Below are 14,221 nucleotides of genomic sequence, written 5' to 3' on the forward strand. Positions count from 1 at the left end.
CTCGTAATGAACACGATGTCCGAATACTTCGCAGCAAACGCGATACCCGCTTCGGAGCCGGTCGCGTTCACCAGCACCGGCCGTCCGAACAGCGGTTTCGGTGTGATGTAGCCGTTGTGTACTTTCCACGGTGACTTGCCCTCGAACGAGAAATTCTCGGTATCGGTCCACAGCCGCTGGACGACATCGAATAGTTCGCTGGCGAGCTCATAGCGCGTGTCGTGTTCAATACGATCCCAGCCGAACATCTCGTGCTCGACGGCACGATGCCCGGTGACGATGTTGATGCCCCACCGGCCCTTCGAAATATGATCGAGCGTGGCGCCGTACTTGGCCAGATGCAGCGGATGTATCGGACCGTAGAGCACGTGGATGGTCGAGATCAGCAGGATGTTCTTGGTGATCGCGGCCATGGCGCCGAGCGCAACGAAAGCATCAAGCGAGGCTTCGCCGTCATAGCCGCCTTTTGGCAGCCATTGCGTTCGGCTGAATGCCAGTTCGAAGCCAAGATCATCTGCCTTGCGCACCACCTCCGCGTTGTAATCGAAAGTCCAGGTCGAGGTGGTCGGGAACGTCGACAACCGGATGTCCTGCAGATTCAGGAAGACCCCCAGCATCAGGGGCTGCTTGAGCGCGTTGGCAAGCGGACTGCCGGGAATGTCAGCCGGAGAAACCGTTTCGTATGTCATCAAAACTCCTTAATCGCCGAGCAGCATGAAGCCGTTTTCACGCGGTCTTGGCGGGATCACCAGACAACATCAAGACGTGCGTAATAGAACCCCCCATTCACGCCATAGGGCGAAAACCAGCTTGGATTCGGCGTGGAAACCGGGAAACCAAAATACTGGATGGCCGCGGCGGGGAGGTTCGGCGGCTTCTTGTTGAACAGGTTGTTCGCGCCAATCGAAAGCCTGGATTTCTTCGTGAGCCAGTAACTCAGGTTCAGGTCCGTGATGAAGGCCGCCGGCACATATTCATCACGATTAGCAGCAATCGCATTGAGCCCGACCACACTGGAATAGCGAGTCTCTTTCACAAAGACGCCGAACTTGCCGTAAGTCCAGTCACCGGACAACGATGTGACGTTCTTCGGATTCGCCACTGTCAGGCGCCCTTGAGCATCACGTCCAATTAGCTGAATACCGTTCGCGCTCAATACGGATGGATTGTTCAGACTCCGTATTTGCTGGTTCTGCTGAGTGCTCATGAAGGTCCACTTCACATCGCCGTATTTTCCTAGCGGCGTGAAGTAATCGGCGATCACGTCAACGCCTTGCGTTACGGTCGTGCCTGCATTGGCAAAATACGAAACCGTCTGGTTCGGACTTTGTCCCGCGGCCGTGAGCAGCGCCTGTACGGCGCTGCCTTGCAAGGCCGTCGACTGGACAATGCGGTTCTCGATCACGATCTGGTATGCATCGACGGAAACATTCAGCCGCTCGATCGGCTTGAGCACGAAACCTACGCTGAAGCTGGTCGATTTCTCCGGCTTGAGTTGCGTGGCGCCCAGTGCCTGTGCGGCAGGGTTCGACGCGGGGACGAGCTTGCTGATCTGCTGGATCCATGCGCCGGTGAAAACGTCGCGGTTATAGCTGGAACTGATGTTCGTAAAGTAGGAGTCTTGCAACGAAGGTGCGGAAAAGCCGTTACTGACCGTGCCGCGAACTGCTATTGCCGGGGAGAATTCATAACGGGTAGAGAGCTTGCCGCTCGCTACGTTACCGACACCCTGGTCGTAGTGTTCGAAACGCCCCGCAAGGTCAACCGTCCACTTGTTCGTCAACGCTTGCGCCAAGTCGATATAAGCAGCGTCGTTGGTGCGTCCATAGGACCCCGCTGCGGACGGCGAGAAGCCGCCCATGCCGGCCGAGCCCGGTGAGATTGGCTGGCCTGCAAACGGCCCCGTTGCCGGCACGTAGCCGCCCTGTGCGTACGATTGGTAGTCGCCAACGGTCTGCTGGAACTCATCGTACCGATGCTCGAAACCGAAGGACACTTGCAACGGCTTGTCGAACAAACCGGTGTTCACCTTGCGGGTCAAGTCGAGGTTGGTCGTCCACTCACTCGCGATCAGGCTACCCAGATAAAAGTTGGTGGCACTCGCGGCGCCAAACGAAGGGCTCAACGCATTGTTGTCCTCGACCCGTGCATCGTCGCGGCCATACGATGTGCTCAAGTCCCAATCCCAACCTAGCAGGTTGGTTCCCTTGACCCCCGCGACCACCTGGTAGTCGTTGTCTTGCACGGCGAATTGCGGCAGGAAACCTTCAGGATAAAACGCGAGGTTATTCTGCGAAGAACTAGCCGACCGATAGGTTCCGAAACCTTGTGAAAACCGGTGGCTGTATGTCGCATTCGAATAAACCTGAATGGCATCGTTAATGGGCAGATTAAAGTTATAAGAAAAATTTTGCGTCTGCGTATTCGGTTGCCCCATTATTTGCCGATAACGGGAATTGGTCGTCTCGCGCGGGTCGGGCGTTCCGTTAGGGAGCAGAGGATAAATGTTCGTATTGTTAGGAACGGGACCGGCTACGTTCGTGTCCTTCTGCGTGATCACCGCGGCGCTTAAGTTCAACGAGCCGCCATGCGGAAGTGCAATACCCTGATTGAGCGAAAAGTCCCCGGTTTTTCCGTTCTGCCCTAGACCGCCTACGTTCGCATTGGCATTTTGTCCATATGAGGTGCTAAGGCTGCCGCCGCTCGAATCGGATTTAAGAATGATATTGATCACGCCCGCAATGGCGTCCGACCCATACTGCGCGGCGGCGCCATCTTTGAGGATTTCGATGTGGTCGATAGCACTCACCGGTATCAGGTCGAGATCGGTTCCCGTGCCGCCGATGCCCGCAATGGTCACCGCCGACGAATGCCGCCGCTTGCCGTTCACCAAGACCAGGACCTCATTGCCGCTCAGCCCGCGCAAACTGGCGGTATTGACGCCAATTCCCTGCTGACCCTTGAAACCGGGGACATTTGCATAAGTCGGGTCGAGCGACGCGAGTGCGTCACGCAGATTCTGCTTGCCGGTCTGCGCCAGTTCCGCGTCAGTCACGACCGTGATGGGCGCGAGACTGTCGGCGACCGTCTTGGTGTCGCCACGCGAGCCAGTGGTAACCACAACGTCCTGAACCTTCGCCACGTCATTGCCGGTTGCCGTCGATTGCGCCCATGCTCCGGCGCTATACAAACTTCCGAGCGCCACCGAAATGGCGGCCAGCCGCGGCGTATTGCGCTTCGAGATACGAGCGTTTCGTCTATGGAGCCGAGACATAGTAATCCTTGATGCACGCTGGAGCTCCGCTCGAGTAATAGCGGGGACGTGCGATTAAATGGAATTGACAGTGCGCTCTCAATCAAGCCAGAGGAACGGGCGCGCAACACCGCCCGTTCCTCTGGCGCTGAGAGGCGGAAACCGAACCAATTGGGAAAGTCATTTACCGAAGTGCATCCGTACGATATCAAAATTACTTTCCATTCCTAACGAACTATTTCTTATTTCGTTGTGTCGTATTGTTTCAGTTTCCGATTCCTTGCGGATAAGCAAGTGCGTGCGTCATGATTGTCCGCATCAGTGGCGATTTCCATTACACAGCATGACGCAGCAGCTACGCACGGTGTCAAAACACACGGCCTTCGTCAAAATCGGCCCGCTCGCCGTTCAGGTAGTAATCGCCTATCACCCGGCCCTTCAGAAGCAACGGATTGTGATTGAGGATCGTGCGGATATTTCGCCAGTGGCGGTCGAAGTCATACTTGCGTGAAGTGGCCGATCCACCGCCCGTATCGAAGAGCTTTTCGGCTGCGCGAATGGCTAGCTTGCCGACCACGATCTGCGCCTTCGAGTTCGCGAGCGCACTCGCCATGACGAGCTCATCGAGATTCGGCGCGCCCGTGACAATGCCAGTCGCTGCAGCGTCGAGCGTTCGCGCTACGTCGGCAATGATCACGTTGATCGCATGGGAGGCCGCGGCTATGTCACCAATCACCTGCTGCACAAAATGATCGCCTCGCGCCGTTTCGGAGTGGCTGTGCTTGGCCGAGCGCGCCTGCTTCTGGGCGTACCCGACTGCATCGGTGAAGACATTGCGCACGATGCCGGCAATGCACGCGACCAGATGCAGTTGCGCGCGCGTGGCATTGTGCCGCCGCACGAACGGGTTACCGTCGAGTCGAGAGGTGATCTCGTCGGGGAACACTTCCACGTCATCGAGATCCACGCCGCCGCTTGCGGTGAGTCGCTGGCCCATGCCGTCCCAGTCGTCGAGGATCTGCACACCCTTGCGGTTGGCAGGAACCAGCGCACCGGTCACGCGGCCTTCTTCGTCGAGCGCGGTGAAACTGGTGTAGTCGCAGAAAGCCGCACCCGTTGCGTAGTATTTCTTGCCCGTCAGGATGTATCGGTCACCTTGCTTCACAAGCTTGGTGCGCAGCATGTTCGGCCGCGGCGTATTGATTTCCATATGTGCGCCGCCGAAGAGCTTTCCGGCCAGCACTTCCTTTACGTACTTCCGGCTGACCGGCGCGTCGGGATCGACGGCAATGGACTCAAGGAAGCCGAAATGACTGCGCAACGCGTGCGCCACGTTTGAATCCGCCGCGGCCAGGCTGCAGATGACCTCTACCTGATCAGCAAGGGTGCCGCCGGGGCCGCTTAAGTGCTTTGGCACGCGCAGCCATGTCAGCCCAGTCTGGCGCAGAGTGCGAAAAATTTCGAACGGCAACTCCCGGCCGAGCTCGCGAGCAACCGCGCCTTTGGCGATCTCTTCTGCAATGGAAGGAAGGTCGGCGAGGATCGCCTCACGGCTGCGGCGAGTCGGACCGGTCTGCAGATTGGGCTCTGGGTTGGGCTCGGGGTTGGGCCCTATTTCAGCCTGGTCGAGTGTTGATTTGCCGGCGGACGAGTCTTGCAGAAGCTGGACGGACATTGTCTCGCTTTCCTTGCATTGGGGTTGGGAATGTCTGGAGACACCAGGGAAGCGGGTATGGACAGAGTGCAGTCACTCGCGCGCGTTGCTGGCTGATCTAGCCCGCTCTTTAGCCGCTCTTGGTCTGTCAGTCCGACGCAGTCCGAGACGTGATCCAGCAGGTTAAGCGACGTAAGAGCAGCGTGTGCTTGCTTCAGTGAACCCTTGGCGCTTCGAGCGACAGATTGAAGCATCGCGCTTGTAAGGTCGCAACGAAGCTATTGGAATTTTCTTTACACAGGAATGATCGGTCAATTATCAGTTGCGACTGCATAGTCTTTGCACCTCTGCTTGTTTCGTGGGTGCATCGATGAAGGTGGCGTGGCGTCGATGAGCGGCGCTGAACATGCGGTTTCGACGCAGGGTGGGCGCGCTTGAAAGCTTAACGAAAACATTCGTATTTTATCGATCGTACTAGTTAGGTATACAAATTTATTCATGTTGGACACGACAAGGTTGGACGTGTTCGATAGAAACAGGCGGAGACATCCAATGTGCCAACTACCGAACCGCTTACCGGGCTTCAAAAAGCTAGCGCTAAACGGTGATTAGCATTCAATGAACAATTCTTAGACCTTTGTAAACCCCGTCCCTATAATCGCCCCACACTATTTTCAACGTTAAAGAGAGAGTCACTATGGTTCGCCGAGGCTTACGCTTGATCGCTACTGTTGTTGCTACGTTGATGGTTTCCCATGGCGCAGCGTTCGCAGCCGACTCAGCGCCTTTGAAAGTGGGTGTGCGCGGGGGTGTCGACGAACAGATCTGGGAGATCGTGACCCAGGTAGCGAAGAATAACCACTTGCCAGTGGAGTCCATCGTTATTACGGGAACAGCTAGCCCTAACGAAGCACTTAACAACGGCGATCTGAATGCAAATTCTTTCCAGCACATCCCGTTCTTGCGAGATCAGGTAAAGCAGCGGGGCTACAAGATCGTGCCCGTGGGGAACACGTACATCTCGCCAATTGCGTTTTACTCGAAGAAGTACAAATCACTGGAGACCTTGCCGGAAGGCGCAACGGTCAGTATTCCAAGCGACCCTAGCAATCAGACGCGCGCGCTGGTCATTCTGCGCGATCACAAACTGATTACGCTGCGCGACGGCTTTGATCCGTTCACGGGAACGGCCACGTTGCAGGACGTCACGTCAAGCCCCAAGAACCTTAAATTTGTAGAAGCCTCGGATATTGTGCAAGTACGTTCGCTCCCGGACGTCGATGCCGCGGCGATCGTCAATAACTTCGCTTCTGAAGCGGGCCTGTTCGCCACTCGCGACGGTATTGCGGTCGAGAGGAAGGACCACAATCCGTACGTCAACGTCATCGCGGTCCGCGAACAGGACAAGAACGCGCCGTGGGTCAAGAACCTGGTCAAAGCCTATCAGTCTCCGGAAGTGCGGACCTACGTTGAGACGCATTTCAACGGCTCAGTCATTCCCGCGTTCTGACGGCATGCCTTTGAGCAGCGCGCATGTCTTTTGAACCCGCCATTTCGTATGTCCCCGGCTTAAGCCAGATTCCTGTTCGAGGTTCATCTATTAACGATGTTCATGACTCTGTTCGCCGCGTGGTTAGCGGCCCGCTGCCGGACGCTAAGACGCTGGACGTTCATATTGCGTTTGAGAATTTGCAGAAACATTACTCAGGACGCAAAGGGACGGTCACGGCGCTCAGGGACGTCTCGTTCAATGTAGAACGCGGCGAAATCTTCGGCATTATTGGCCGTAGCGGGGCAGGTAAGTCGACGCTGCTGCGTGCGATAAACATGCTCGAATCGCCCAGTTCCGGGCGGGTGCGTGTCGATAATATCGATGTGGGTACGCTCGATGAGGATGCACTCGTTGCGCTGCGCCGGCGCATTGGCATGATCTTTCAGCACTTCAACCTGCTTTCCGCGAAGACCGTCAGGGAGAACGTCGGCCTGCCTTTGCGTGTTGCCGGGGTGAAACCGAAAATCGTGCAAGAGCGAGTTGACGCGCTGCTCGAACTCGTAGGGCTGCGTGATAAGGCGGACATTTACCCGGCCAAACTATCGGGCGGCCAGAAGCAGCGAGTGGGCATTGCCCGGGCGCTTGTTCACAATCCCGAGATCCTGCTCTGCGACGAGGCTACTTCAGCACTCGACCCGGAGACCACGCAATCCATTCTCGATCTGCTACGGGACATCAACCGCAAGCTCGGCCTGACCATCGTGCTGATCACGCACGATATGTCGGTCATTCGGGAAATTTGCCATAAGGTGCTGGTCCTGGATGGTGGGCAGGTCGTGGAGCGAGGAGAGGTCTGGGAGGTCTTCGGCAATCCACAAGCGGATGCGACCCGGGCATTGTTGCGACCACTGTTGCACGATCTGCCGCTGGATCTGGCCGACAGGCTTGTGGCGGATCTGCGCGGACAGCCAGGCGAAACCATTCTCAAGGTCCGGTTTCCGGGGAATGGACTTCCCGGTGGCGTCCCGTTCGCAGCTTTGGCTGCGCTGGGTCAAAGCGCGAACTTGTTGCATGGCGGACTGGATCGCCTTCGTGGCCATGCGCAGGGAAACCTGCTGATATCAGTTCCCGTGCAAGGGTGGAATGAAGAACAGGCGCGCAAGACGCTGCCGGCTGCTCACATAGAGGTGTTAGGTTATGTCCACGCCAATACTTGACCGATACATTCACGCGCTCCTTCAGACGCTGCTCATGGTGAGTGTGTCGATGGCGATCGCGATCGTGGCAGGTCTGATCATTGCTGTTGTACTGAATGCAACCGCTGTCGACGGGCTTTATCCAAAGCCGCGTTTGAACAAGACGTTGTCGATCGTCATCAATATGTTTCGGGCCATCCCCTTTATTATTTTACTGGTCGCGCTGTTGCCGGTGACCCGCTTCATTGTAGGGACGACGCTTGGCACGTGGGCAGCCATCGTGCCGCTTAGCGCGAATCTCATACCGTTTTTTGCACGCATCGTGCAGGTCAGTCTGAACAGCGTGGAGCCGGGTTTGATTGAAGCCGCGCGAGCAATGGGATGCCGGCGCTGGCATATCGTGCGGCACGTGTTACTGCCTGAAGCGCTTCCCAGCATTCTGGGCGGGATAACAGTGACTGCCATTGCCATGATCGATACCTCTGCCATGGCGGGAGCCGTGGGCGGGGGTGGCCTGGGCGACATGGCAATTCGATACGGCTACGAACGATACGAGACGCAAGTCATGTTCATGGTGATCGTGATCCTTATCGCACTGGTCTCTATTGTGCAGTTCGCCGGCGAATGGCTTGCACGTCGCACTGACCATAAGCGTTGAGCGAAGGGTTCTGTCGAGTGCAGCATGCGAAGGCTTACATTGAATGAATCCGGGAATAGATAGGTTCATAAGTCGCTTGGAGCGGGTTTGGGGCGCTACTACTATCGTTAGGAACCCGTCTTAGTTACAGGATCCTCAATGAAGCTCACGCAGGTTACCCTTCTCAACCGCATGCAGATTGGCCGCGATTACAATCCAACGTATTTGGCGCAACATTTCGACGTTACTACCGCGATCTTACGGGACACTCTTTGTGCACTTGCACAAGAGGGGTTCGTAAAAATGATCAACAAGGTGGATGGAAAAATAGCATTTCGCCGGGTAAAAACTGAACTGCCGGTACAAGGCGACAATCCCGCTGAACCCTCCAGGAGTACCGCAACCTTTCCGGTTACGCGTCGTGTGACGGGCGTTCTCAGCGGCTATGGTGCCTCATTGGCAAGCGTGCGAGATCTCGCGTTATTGACACGAAGAGCTTAGCTTCATGAAGAAGCGTGATGTCGTCGTAGAGTATTTCCGGAGCAGCGCGCACGGGGCCACCTTGCATCAGTGAGCCCGGGTACTTTGCAATCATCGTTCACACCGGCCAGGCTGGTGCGCAAATTACTGGTTACGGATATCAACACCAGCTTGCAGTTCTGGCGTGATCTATGCGGTTTCAAGGTTGTTTATGATCGCCTGGATGAGGGGTTTGCCTATCTTGATCACGATGGTGCGCAAATCATGCTGGAGGAGCGAGGGCGCGGGCGTAACTGGATAACGGCTGTGCTGGAGGCACCGTTCGGACGAGGGTTGAACTTCCAGGTCAGCGTAAAGACGCTTGCACCGATTCTCGAAACGTTGGAGCGTGTCGACTGGCCTCTATTTCTCGCGCCCGAGCAAAAGTGGTATCGCACGGGTGGAATTGAATCGGGCGTGCATCAGTTCCTGGTGCAAGATCCGGACGGCTATCTTGTGCGATTCTCGGCGAGCCTCGGCCAGCGCGGCACGTGATCAAGCGTTCAAGTCCGACACACCAAAAGGAGCGTTAGCCATGATCATCGCGCACTACTCCCATCGCTTGCCGGCCAATTACGATACCGGATTGATCCGCACCCGGGCGAAGGAACGGGGCCCGCTCTGGAACACCGTTCCGGAGCTTTACTTCAAGACTTTTCTACTGCGCGAAAGCGGGCGCTATGGGGCCATCGCGAATAGTTATTCGTCGCTGTATCTGTGGCGCCAGGATGATGCATTCCGTGATTTCCTGGTAAGCGGTCGCTACAAGGTCGTGACAGATGCTTTCGGGCGGGCGGACATTCAAACGCGGTTTGCGCTCGACGCACGCAAGGGTCACGCACACCATGCTCGATTCGTCGTCAGGGAGGACCTGGCTATTCCTTTGGACGCAGACTTGTCGGCCGTGTTCGCAAGCGAAGTCGAGCGGAACCGTGAAGTCGCTGAGCAATCCACAACTGTCGCGACCGCAGTGGGTGTGGACACCCAGAACTGGACATTCACGCGCATCGTGTTGTTGGAGCATGAACCGGCGGCAAGCGAAGCGGGCACGAGCTACGAGGTCCTGCACCTCGCCAAGCCGCTTCTCGATACGCTTCCCTTTGCGAACGCCGCTTAGCACTGCGCTCTATCTTGACGAAGCCCAGCCGAAGCCCGGGCGGGGAACCGATCATGGAATTCGCACGACTGCGTCTGCCACATGAACGGGCCGGGGAATCAAGTGATAGCGTGCGAAGGTGTCCGCCACTTCCTGCTGCGCAGCAATGACTTCGGGCGTAAGCGGCGCACTCACGCCCCACGGGTTCCGTTTCAACGCTATCTGCCAGACAGCCGCTGGGACGCGCGTATCTTTCTCCAGAAACGCTGCCGTTTCATCGATATGCGTTTGGGCGTGATGCTCGGTGGCGTCGACGAGTTCCAGCACGCTGCGAAGGACTGCCGGATACTTTTCGGCGAATGCCCGTGGAGAGACATAGAAGCTGTATTGCGCGGGAAGATTCGCCGCAGTCGTGATCGCACGCATGCCGGCGTTCGTTTCAACGTCGGCCAGACGCGGGTCCGGCACGACCCAGGCGGCAACGTCGCCGCGTTCAATTGCTGCGCGCGCCTCACTGTATTGCAAGTACGTGATACGGACATCGGCGGGGGTCAATCCTGCGTTCTCCAACGCCTTCAGCAGTAGATATTCGCCCGCGGAACCCTCAGCCACAGCGATCCGTTGTCCCTTCAGATCGGCGAACGTGCGTGCTTCCGACTTGGCCGGCACGACAACGCCGTAGTTGGTTCCATAAGGTGCCGCGTAACCCACATACACGAGATTCGGTGCGCCGCCCGCCTGAGCGAAGACGGGTGGTGTAGCGCCGACGAAACCGAGATCGATATCGCCGGCGGCTAGCGCCTCGATCATCGGCGGCCCGTAAGCGAACTCATGCCATTCCACCTTGACATGCAGCGGCGCCAGTGTCTTCTCCAGCTCGCCGTTCGCTTTCAGAATCACCAGGCTATTACCTTTTTGATAGCCAATGCGAATGACCTCAGGGTAGCTGGGAGCACCGATGGCGAGTCGCGCTACCAAAATAAGCAGGGCGAGCGCGAAGGAAAAACGAAGAACTTGGCGCACGATGTCGGAATGTCCTGGTCTGTGGTTCATGCATCAGCCCGGCTGTTGAGACTGATCGCGATGATGTGTAGTGGAAGTGTGTTTGATCGAAGGTTATGACTGGACCGAATAAGGGCGACTCGGGGTATTTTGTTAAGTTGAGGTTGAAAGATCCAGAGATGATGGCCGCGCAGTCGGGGACAGGTTCTAGTAACCCCGGTGGATATCGACGAGATCTTCAAGCGTTGTACCGTGAGTAAAGGCGCTGAAATTATGGACGAACTTGGCTGCCAATTCAGCCGCATTGTGTGGACCAATCGCCGACGTATGGGGCGACAGGCGGACGCGCAGATGCGTATAGAACGGATGCCCAGCCGGTAGCGGCTCCGGCTCGGTAACGTCAAGCGAAGCTGAACCAACGCGACCATCGGCAAGCGCCTCGAGTAACGCTTCGTTGTCGATTAATGAGCCGCGTGCAACATTGATCACGTGTAGTCCCGGCTTTGCCTGAGCAAGCAACTCGCGGTTAACAATATGTCGGGTTGTCGCGGTGGCCGGCGCCGCGAGTACGAGATGGTCCGCTTCCCGCACCAGTTCGGCGATACCGGCAACGAGCGTGACACCGAGCAGGTCCGGCGCGGTAGAACCTTGCCGCCGCACAGCAATGACGTGGGCACCGAGTGCGAGCGCTTTCTGCGCAAGAGCCTGACCAATAGAGCCGAAGCCGAATATGCCAACCGTGCTGCCTTGCACCGTTGCGAGCGGTGTCAGGGCCCATTGCTGCGCGTCGTGAATCCAGATGTCGGGCAGGCGCTTCGCGTGGGCAAAGATTGCGGCTAACGCGAATTCAGCAATCGCCGTGGAGGAGGTGCCGCGCGCAGTGGTAACGGGTAGTCCATCGAAGAACCAACGCGGATAGAAGTCGATCCCTGAAGAACCGAGCTGCACCCAGCGTAGCCCGAAGGGCCATCCGGAAGGGGCATGTTGCGGTGCCAGCGCACCTCGTATGATGATCGGGGCAGCGATCAAGATCGACGTTTGCTCAGGCAAATCGGCCGGCACGCCGCGCGGTATGCCTATTACCCGTACATCAGGCAGCAGCGCGCGCACTGCATCATTGAATGGCTCGGCGAGCTGGCTGGCTATGGTGACCATGGATTTTCAGAACAGGAAGTGACGACCCGCCCAAGCATGCTGAGCGAGAAGATTAGTCAGTGGTGCGTGAATAGAAGAATAAGGAAGCGTAGAGCTGGAAAGCCGCGGTATCGTGATGCCGAAACACACGTCGGCGCGTCGAAAACTGGACGCGCCGACGTGCTTACGTACCACCGTGACTACAGGTGGGCCAAGGCTCAGAAATCGAAGCCCGGTCCGCCAGCGCCCGGTCCGCCTCCAGGCGCGGCCGAGGCCGCGTTCTTCGGCGCTTCGGTGATCGTTGCATCGGTCGTGAGCAACAGGCCCGCAATCGACGCCGCGTTCTGCAGCGCAGTGCGCGTGACCTTGGTCGGATCGAGCACGCCCGATTCAACCAGATCACCGTATTTGCCGGTCTGTGCGTTATAGCCAAAGTTGCCTGTGCCCTCGGCGACTCGCGCGACGACCACGCTGGCTTCTTCGCCCGCATTCGTGACGATCTGGCGCAGCGGTTCTTCCAATGCGCGCAGCACGATTTTGACGCCCGCGTCCTGGTCTGCGTTAGCGCCTTTCAGGCCGCTGATCGCTTGCTTGACGCGAATCAATGCAACGCCGCCGCCCGGCACAATGCCTTCTTCGACGGCCGCACGCGTTGCGTGCAACGCATCGTCAACGCGGTCCTTCTTCTCCTTGACCTCGATCTCGGTCGCACCACCCACCTTGATCACCGCGACGCCGCCCGCCAGTTTCGCCACGCGTTCCTGCAGCTTTTCGCGGTCGTAGTCGGAGCTTGCCTCTTCGATCTGGACGCGGATCTGCTTGACGCGTGCCTGAATATTCTTCGTGTCCCCGGCACCGTCGATAACGATGGTGTTTTCCTTGCCTACTTCAATGCGCTTGGCCTGGCCCAATTCCGCCAACGTCGCCTTTTCCAGCGTAAGACCGGTTTCTTCAGCAATGACTTGTCCGCCAGTCAGGATCGCGATGTCTTCGAGCAGCGCCTTGCGACGATCGCCAAAGCCCGGCGCTTTGACTGCCACCGTCTTCAGGATGCCACGGATGTTGTTCACGACCAGCGTCGCGAGCGCTTCGCCTTCGACGTCTTCCGCGATGATCAGCAGCGGTCGTCCCGCCTTCGCCACCAACTCCAGCACCGGCAGCAGATCGCGAATATTCGATACCTTCTTGTCGTGCAGCAGCACAAACGGATCATCCAGGACGGCGACCTGCTTGTCCTGATCGTTGATGAAATAGGGCGACAGGTAACCGCGATCGAACTGCAGCCCTTCAACCACATCGAGTTCGTCGTCGAGCGACTTGCCGTCCTCGACCGTAATCACGCCTTCCTTGCCCACACGGTCGATCGCTTCGGCGATCCGCTGACCGATCGATTCCTCGCCATTCGCCGAGATGGTCGCGACTTGCGCGATTTCCTTGCTGGTCGTGGTGGGCTTGCTGATCTTTTTTAGTTCTTCAACAGCGGCGATGACTGCCTTGTCGATGCCGCGCTTCAAGTCCAGCGGATTGAGACCCGCAGCCACGTATTTCAGCCCTTCTCTTACGATCGCTTGTGCCAGCACGGTGGCCGTGGTGGTGCCGTCGCCAGCGTCGTCGCTGGTACGCGACGCGACTTCCTTCACCAGTTGCGCACCGATGTTTTGCAGCTTGTCGGCCAGCTCGATTTCCTTCGCGACCGATACGCCGTCCTTCGTCACGATCGGGGAGCCGAAGCTGCGCTCCAGCACGACGTTGCGGCCTTTGGGCCCAAGCGTTACCTTCACTGCATTGGCGAGGATGTTGACGCCTTCGACCAGCTTCGAACGCGCGGTGTCGCTAAAGACAATTTCTTTGGCTGCCATTTCTGAAGCTCCGTTATTGTTGGGTGACTACGGCGACAATATCTTCTTCGCGCAGCACGAGCAGTTCGTTGCCGTCGACCTTGACCTGCTGGCCCGAGTATTTGCCGAACAGCACGCGCTCGCCGACCTTCAGGTCGGGTACGATGCGCTTGCCATCGCTATCACGCTTACCGGGGCCGACGGCAATGACTTCGCCCTGGTCCGGTTTTTCAGCGGCGCTTTCGGGAATCACAATGCCCGATGCGGTTTTTGTTTCCTGGTCGAGACGCTTGATGATGACGCGGTCGTGTAGCGGACGTAGGCTCATGGTTGGATTCCATTGTGGTGGATGACTAGCACTCCTCTAAGTTGGGTGCTAACAAGAATCGAGTATAAGAAT

The 14,221-nt window shown here is 57.5% G+C and carries 13 protein-coding genes; 6 read left to right on the plus strand and 7 right to left on the minus strand.

Going from position 1 to position 14,221, the window contains the following annotated elements; genetic code table 11:
* The 3 genes from ACMX25_RS39890 to ACMX25_RS39900 all read right to left on the minus strand — a co-directional run.
* On the minus strand, positions 1-689 hold a 689-nt coding region (locus tag ACMX25_RS39890), incomplete at its 3' end, for an LLM class flavin-dependent oxidoreductase (protein WP_414955318.1).
* Positions 690-745: 56 nt separating this feature from the next.
* Positions 746-3,274 (minus strand): TonB-dependent receptor plug domain-containing protein, encoded by a 2,529-nt coding sequence (locus tag ACMX25_RS39895; RefSeq protein WP_414955319.1) that lies wholly within the window; start codon positions 3,272-3,274, stop codon positions 746-748.
* 346 nt (positions 3,275-3,620) lie between these two features.
* Entirely contained in the window at positions 3,621-4,928 is a 1,308-nt protein-coding gene (locus ACMX25_RS39900) for an acyl-CoA dehydrogenase family protein (protein ID WP_414955320.1), read from the minus strand.
* 676 nt (positions 4,929-5,604) lie between these two features.
* On the opposite strand from ACMX25_RS39900, the gene ACMX25_RS39905 reads away from it, so the two are divergent.
* The 6 genes from ACMX25_RS39905 (at position 5,605) to ACMX25_RS39930 (ending at position 9,868) form a co-directional block, all read left to right on the plus strand.
* The gene (locus tag ACMX25_RS39905) at positions 5,605-6,417 is read left to right on the plus strand and encodes a MetQ/NlpA family ABC transporter substrate-binding protein (protein WP_414955321.1); all 813 of its coding nucleotides are present in this window, start codon (positions 5,605-5,607) and stop codon (positions 6,415-6,417) included.
* 23 nt (positions 6,418-6,440) lie between these two features.
* A complete protein-coding gene (locus ACMX25_RS39910) occupies positions 6,441-7,616 on the plus strand; it encodes a methionine ABC transporter ATP-binding protein (protein ID WP_414955322.1) in 1,176 nt (391 codons plus the stop codon).
* Positions 7,597-8,253, plus strand: coding sequence for a methionine ABC transporter permease (locus ACMX25_RS39915; protein ID WP_414955323.1), 657 nt, complete (start codon positions 7,597-7,599; stop codon positions 8,251-8,253). The genes ACMX25_RS39910 and ACMX25_RS39915 overlap by 20 nt, the downstream gene beginning before the upstream one ends.
* A 138-nt stretch (positions 8,254-8,391) precedes the next feature.
* Complete coding sequence (locus ACMX25_RS39920) at positions 8,392-8,733, plus strand: hypothetical protein (protein ID WP_414955324.1); 342 nt, start codon at positions 8,392-8,394, stop codon at positions 8,731-8,733.
* Positions 8,734-8,847: 114 nt separating this feature from the next.
* The gene (locus tag ACMX25_RS39925; RefSeq protein ID WP_414955325.1) at positions 8,848-9,246 is read left to right on the plus strand and encodes a bleomycin resistance protein; all 399 of its coding nucleotides are present in this window, start codon (positions 8,848-8,850) and stop codon (positions 9,244-9,246) included.
* Between the two features lie 40 nt (positions 9,247-9,286).
* Entirely contained in the window at positions 9,287-9,868 is a 582-nt protein-coding gene (locus ACMX25_RS39930) for a DUF4865 family protein (protein WP_414955326.1), read from the plus strand.
* 51 nt (positions 9,869-9,919) lie between these two features.
* Here ACMX25_RS39930 and ACMX25_RS39935 read toward each other — a convergent pair whose 3' ends face one another.
* From ACMX25_RS39935 to ACMX25_RS39950, 4 genes are all read right to left on the minus strand, one after another.
* Positions 9,920-10,870: an aliphatic sulfonate ABC transporter substrate-binding protein gene (locus tag ACMX25_RS39935; RefSeq protein ID WP_414955327.1), complete on the minus strand. Its 951-nt coding sequence runs from the start codon at positions 10,868-10,870 to the stop codon at positions 9,920-9,922.
* Positions 10,871-11,056: 186 nt separating this feature from the next.
* Positions 11,057-12,004 carry a D-isomer specific 2-hydroxyacid dehydrogenase family protein gene (locus tag ACMX25_RS39940; protein ID WP_414955328.1) on the minus strand — a complete coding sequence of 316 codons (948 nt, stop codon included), beginning with the start codon at positions 12,002-12,004 and terminating at the stop codon, positions 11,057-11,059.
* Between the two features lie 197 nt (positions 12,005-12,201).
* Positions 12,202-13,842, minus strand: coding sequence for a chaperonin GroEL (gene groL, locus ACMX25_RS39945; RefSeq protein ID WP_414955329.1), 1,641 nt, complete (start codon positions 13,840-13,842; stop codon positions 12,202-12,204).
* 13 nt (positions 13,843-13,855) lie between these two features.
* A complete protein-coding gene (locus tag ACMX25_RS39950; protein ID WP_414952559.1) occupies positions 13,856-14,149 on the minus strand; it encodes a co-chaperone GroES in 294 nt (97 codons plus the stop codon).
* Positions 14,150-14,221: the final 72 nt, after the last annotated feature.

It is taken from the genome of Caballeronia eucalypticola, assembly GCF_047608185.1.
Taxonomy (GTDB): domain Bacteria; phylum Pseudomonadota; class Gammaproteobacteria; order Burkholderiales; family Burkholderiaceae; genus Caballeronia.

What these genes read in the sequence shown, in the direction of transcription:
- ACMX25_RS39895 (WP_414955319.1), bottom strand. Translation starts at nt 3,274, where the DNA reads ATGTCTCGGCTCCATAGACGAAACGCTCGTATCTCGAAGCGCAATACG.
- ACMX25_RS39900 (WP_414955320.1), bottom strand. Translation starts at nt 4,928, where the DNA reads ATGTCCGTCCAGCTTCTGCAAGACTCGTCCGCCGGCAAATCAACACTC.
- ACMX25_RS39905 (WP_414955321.1), top strand. Translation starts at nt 5,605, where the DNA reads ATGGTTCGCCGAGGCTTACGCTTGATCGCTACTGTTGTTGCTACGTTG.
- ACMX25_RS39910 (WP_414955322.1), top strand. Translation starts at nt 6,441, where the DNA reads ATGTCTTTTGAACCCGCCATTTCGTATGTCCCCGGCTTAAGCCAGATT.
- ACMX25_RS39915 (WP_414955323.1), top strand. Translation starts at nt 7,597, where the DNA reads ATGTCCACGCCAATACTTGACCGATACATTCACGCGCTCCTTCAGACG.
- ACMX25_RS39920 (WP_414955324.1), top strand. Translation starts at nt 8,392, where the DNA reads ATGAAGCTCACGCAGGTTACCCTTCTCAACCGCATGCAGATTGGCCGC.
- ACMX25_RS39930 (WP_414955326.1), top strand. Translation starts at nt 9,287, where the DNA reads ATGATCATCGCGCACTACTCCCATCGCTTGCCGGCCAATTACGATACC.
- ACMX25_RS39940 (WP_414955328.1), bottom strand. Translation starts at nt 12,004, where the DNA reads ATGGTCACCATAGCCAGCCAGCTCGCCGAGCCATTCAATGATGCAGTG.
- groL (WP_414955329.1), bottom strand. Translation starts at nt 13,842, where the DNA reads ATGGCAGCCAAAGAAATTGTCTTTAGCGACACCGCGCGTTCGAAGCTG.
- ACMX25_RS39950 (WP_414952559.1), bottom strand. Translation starts at nt 14,149, where the DNA reads ATGAGCCTACGTCCGCTACACGACCGCGTCATCATCAAGCGTCTCGAC.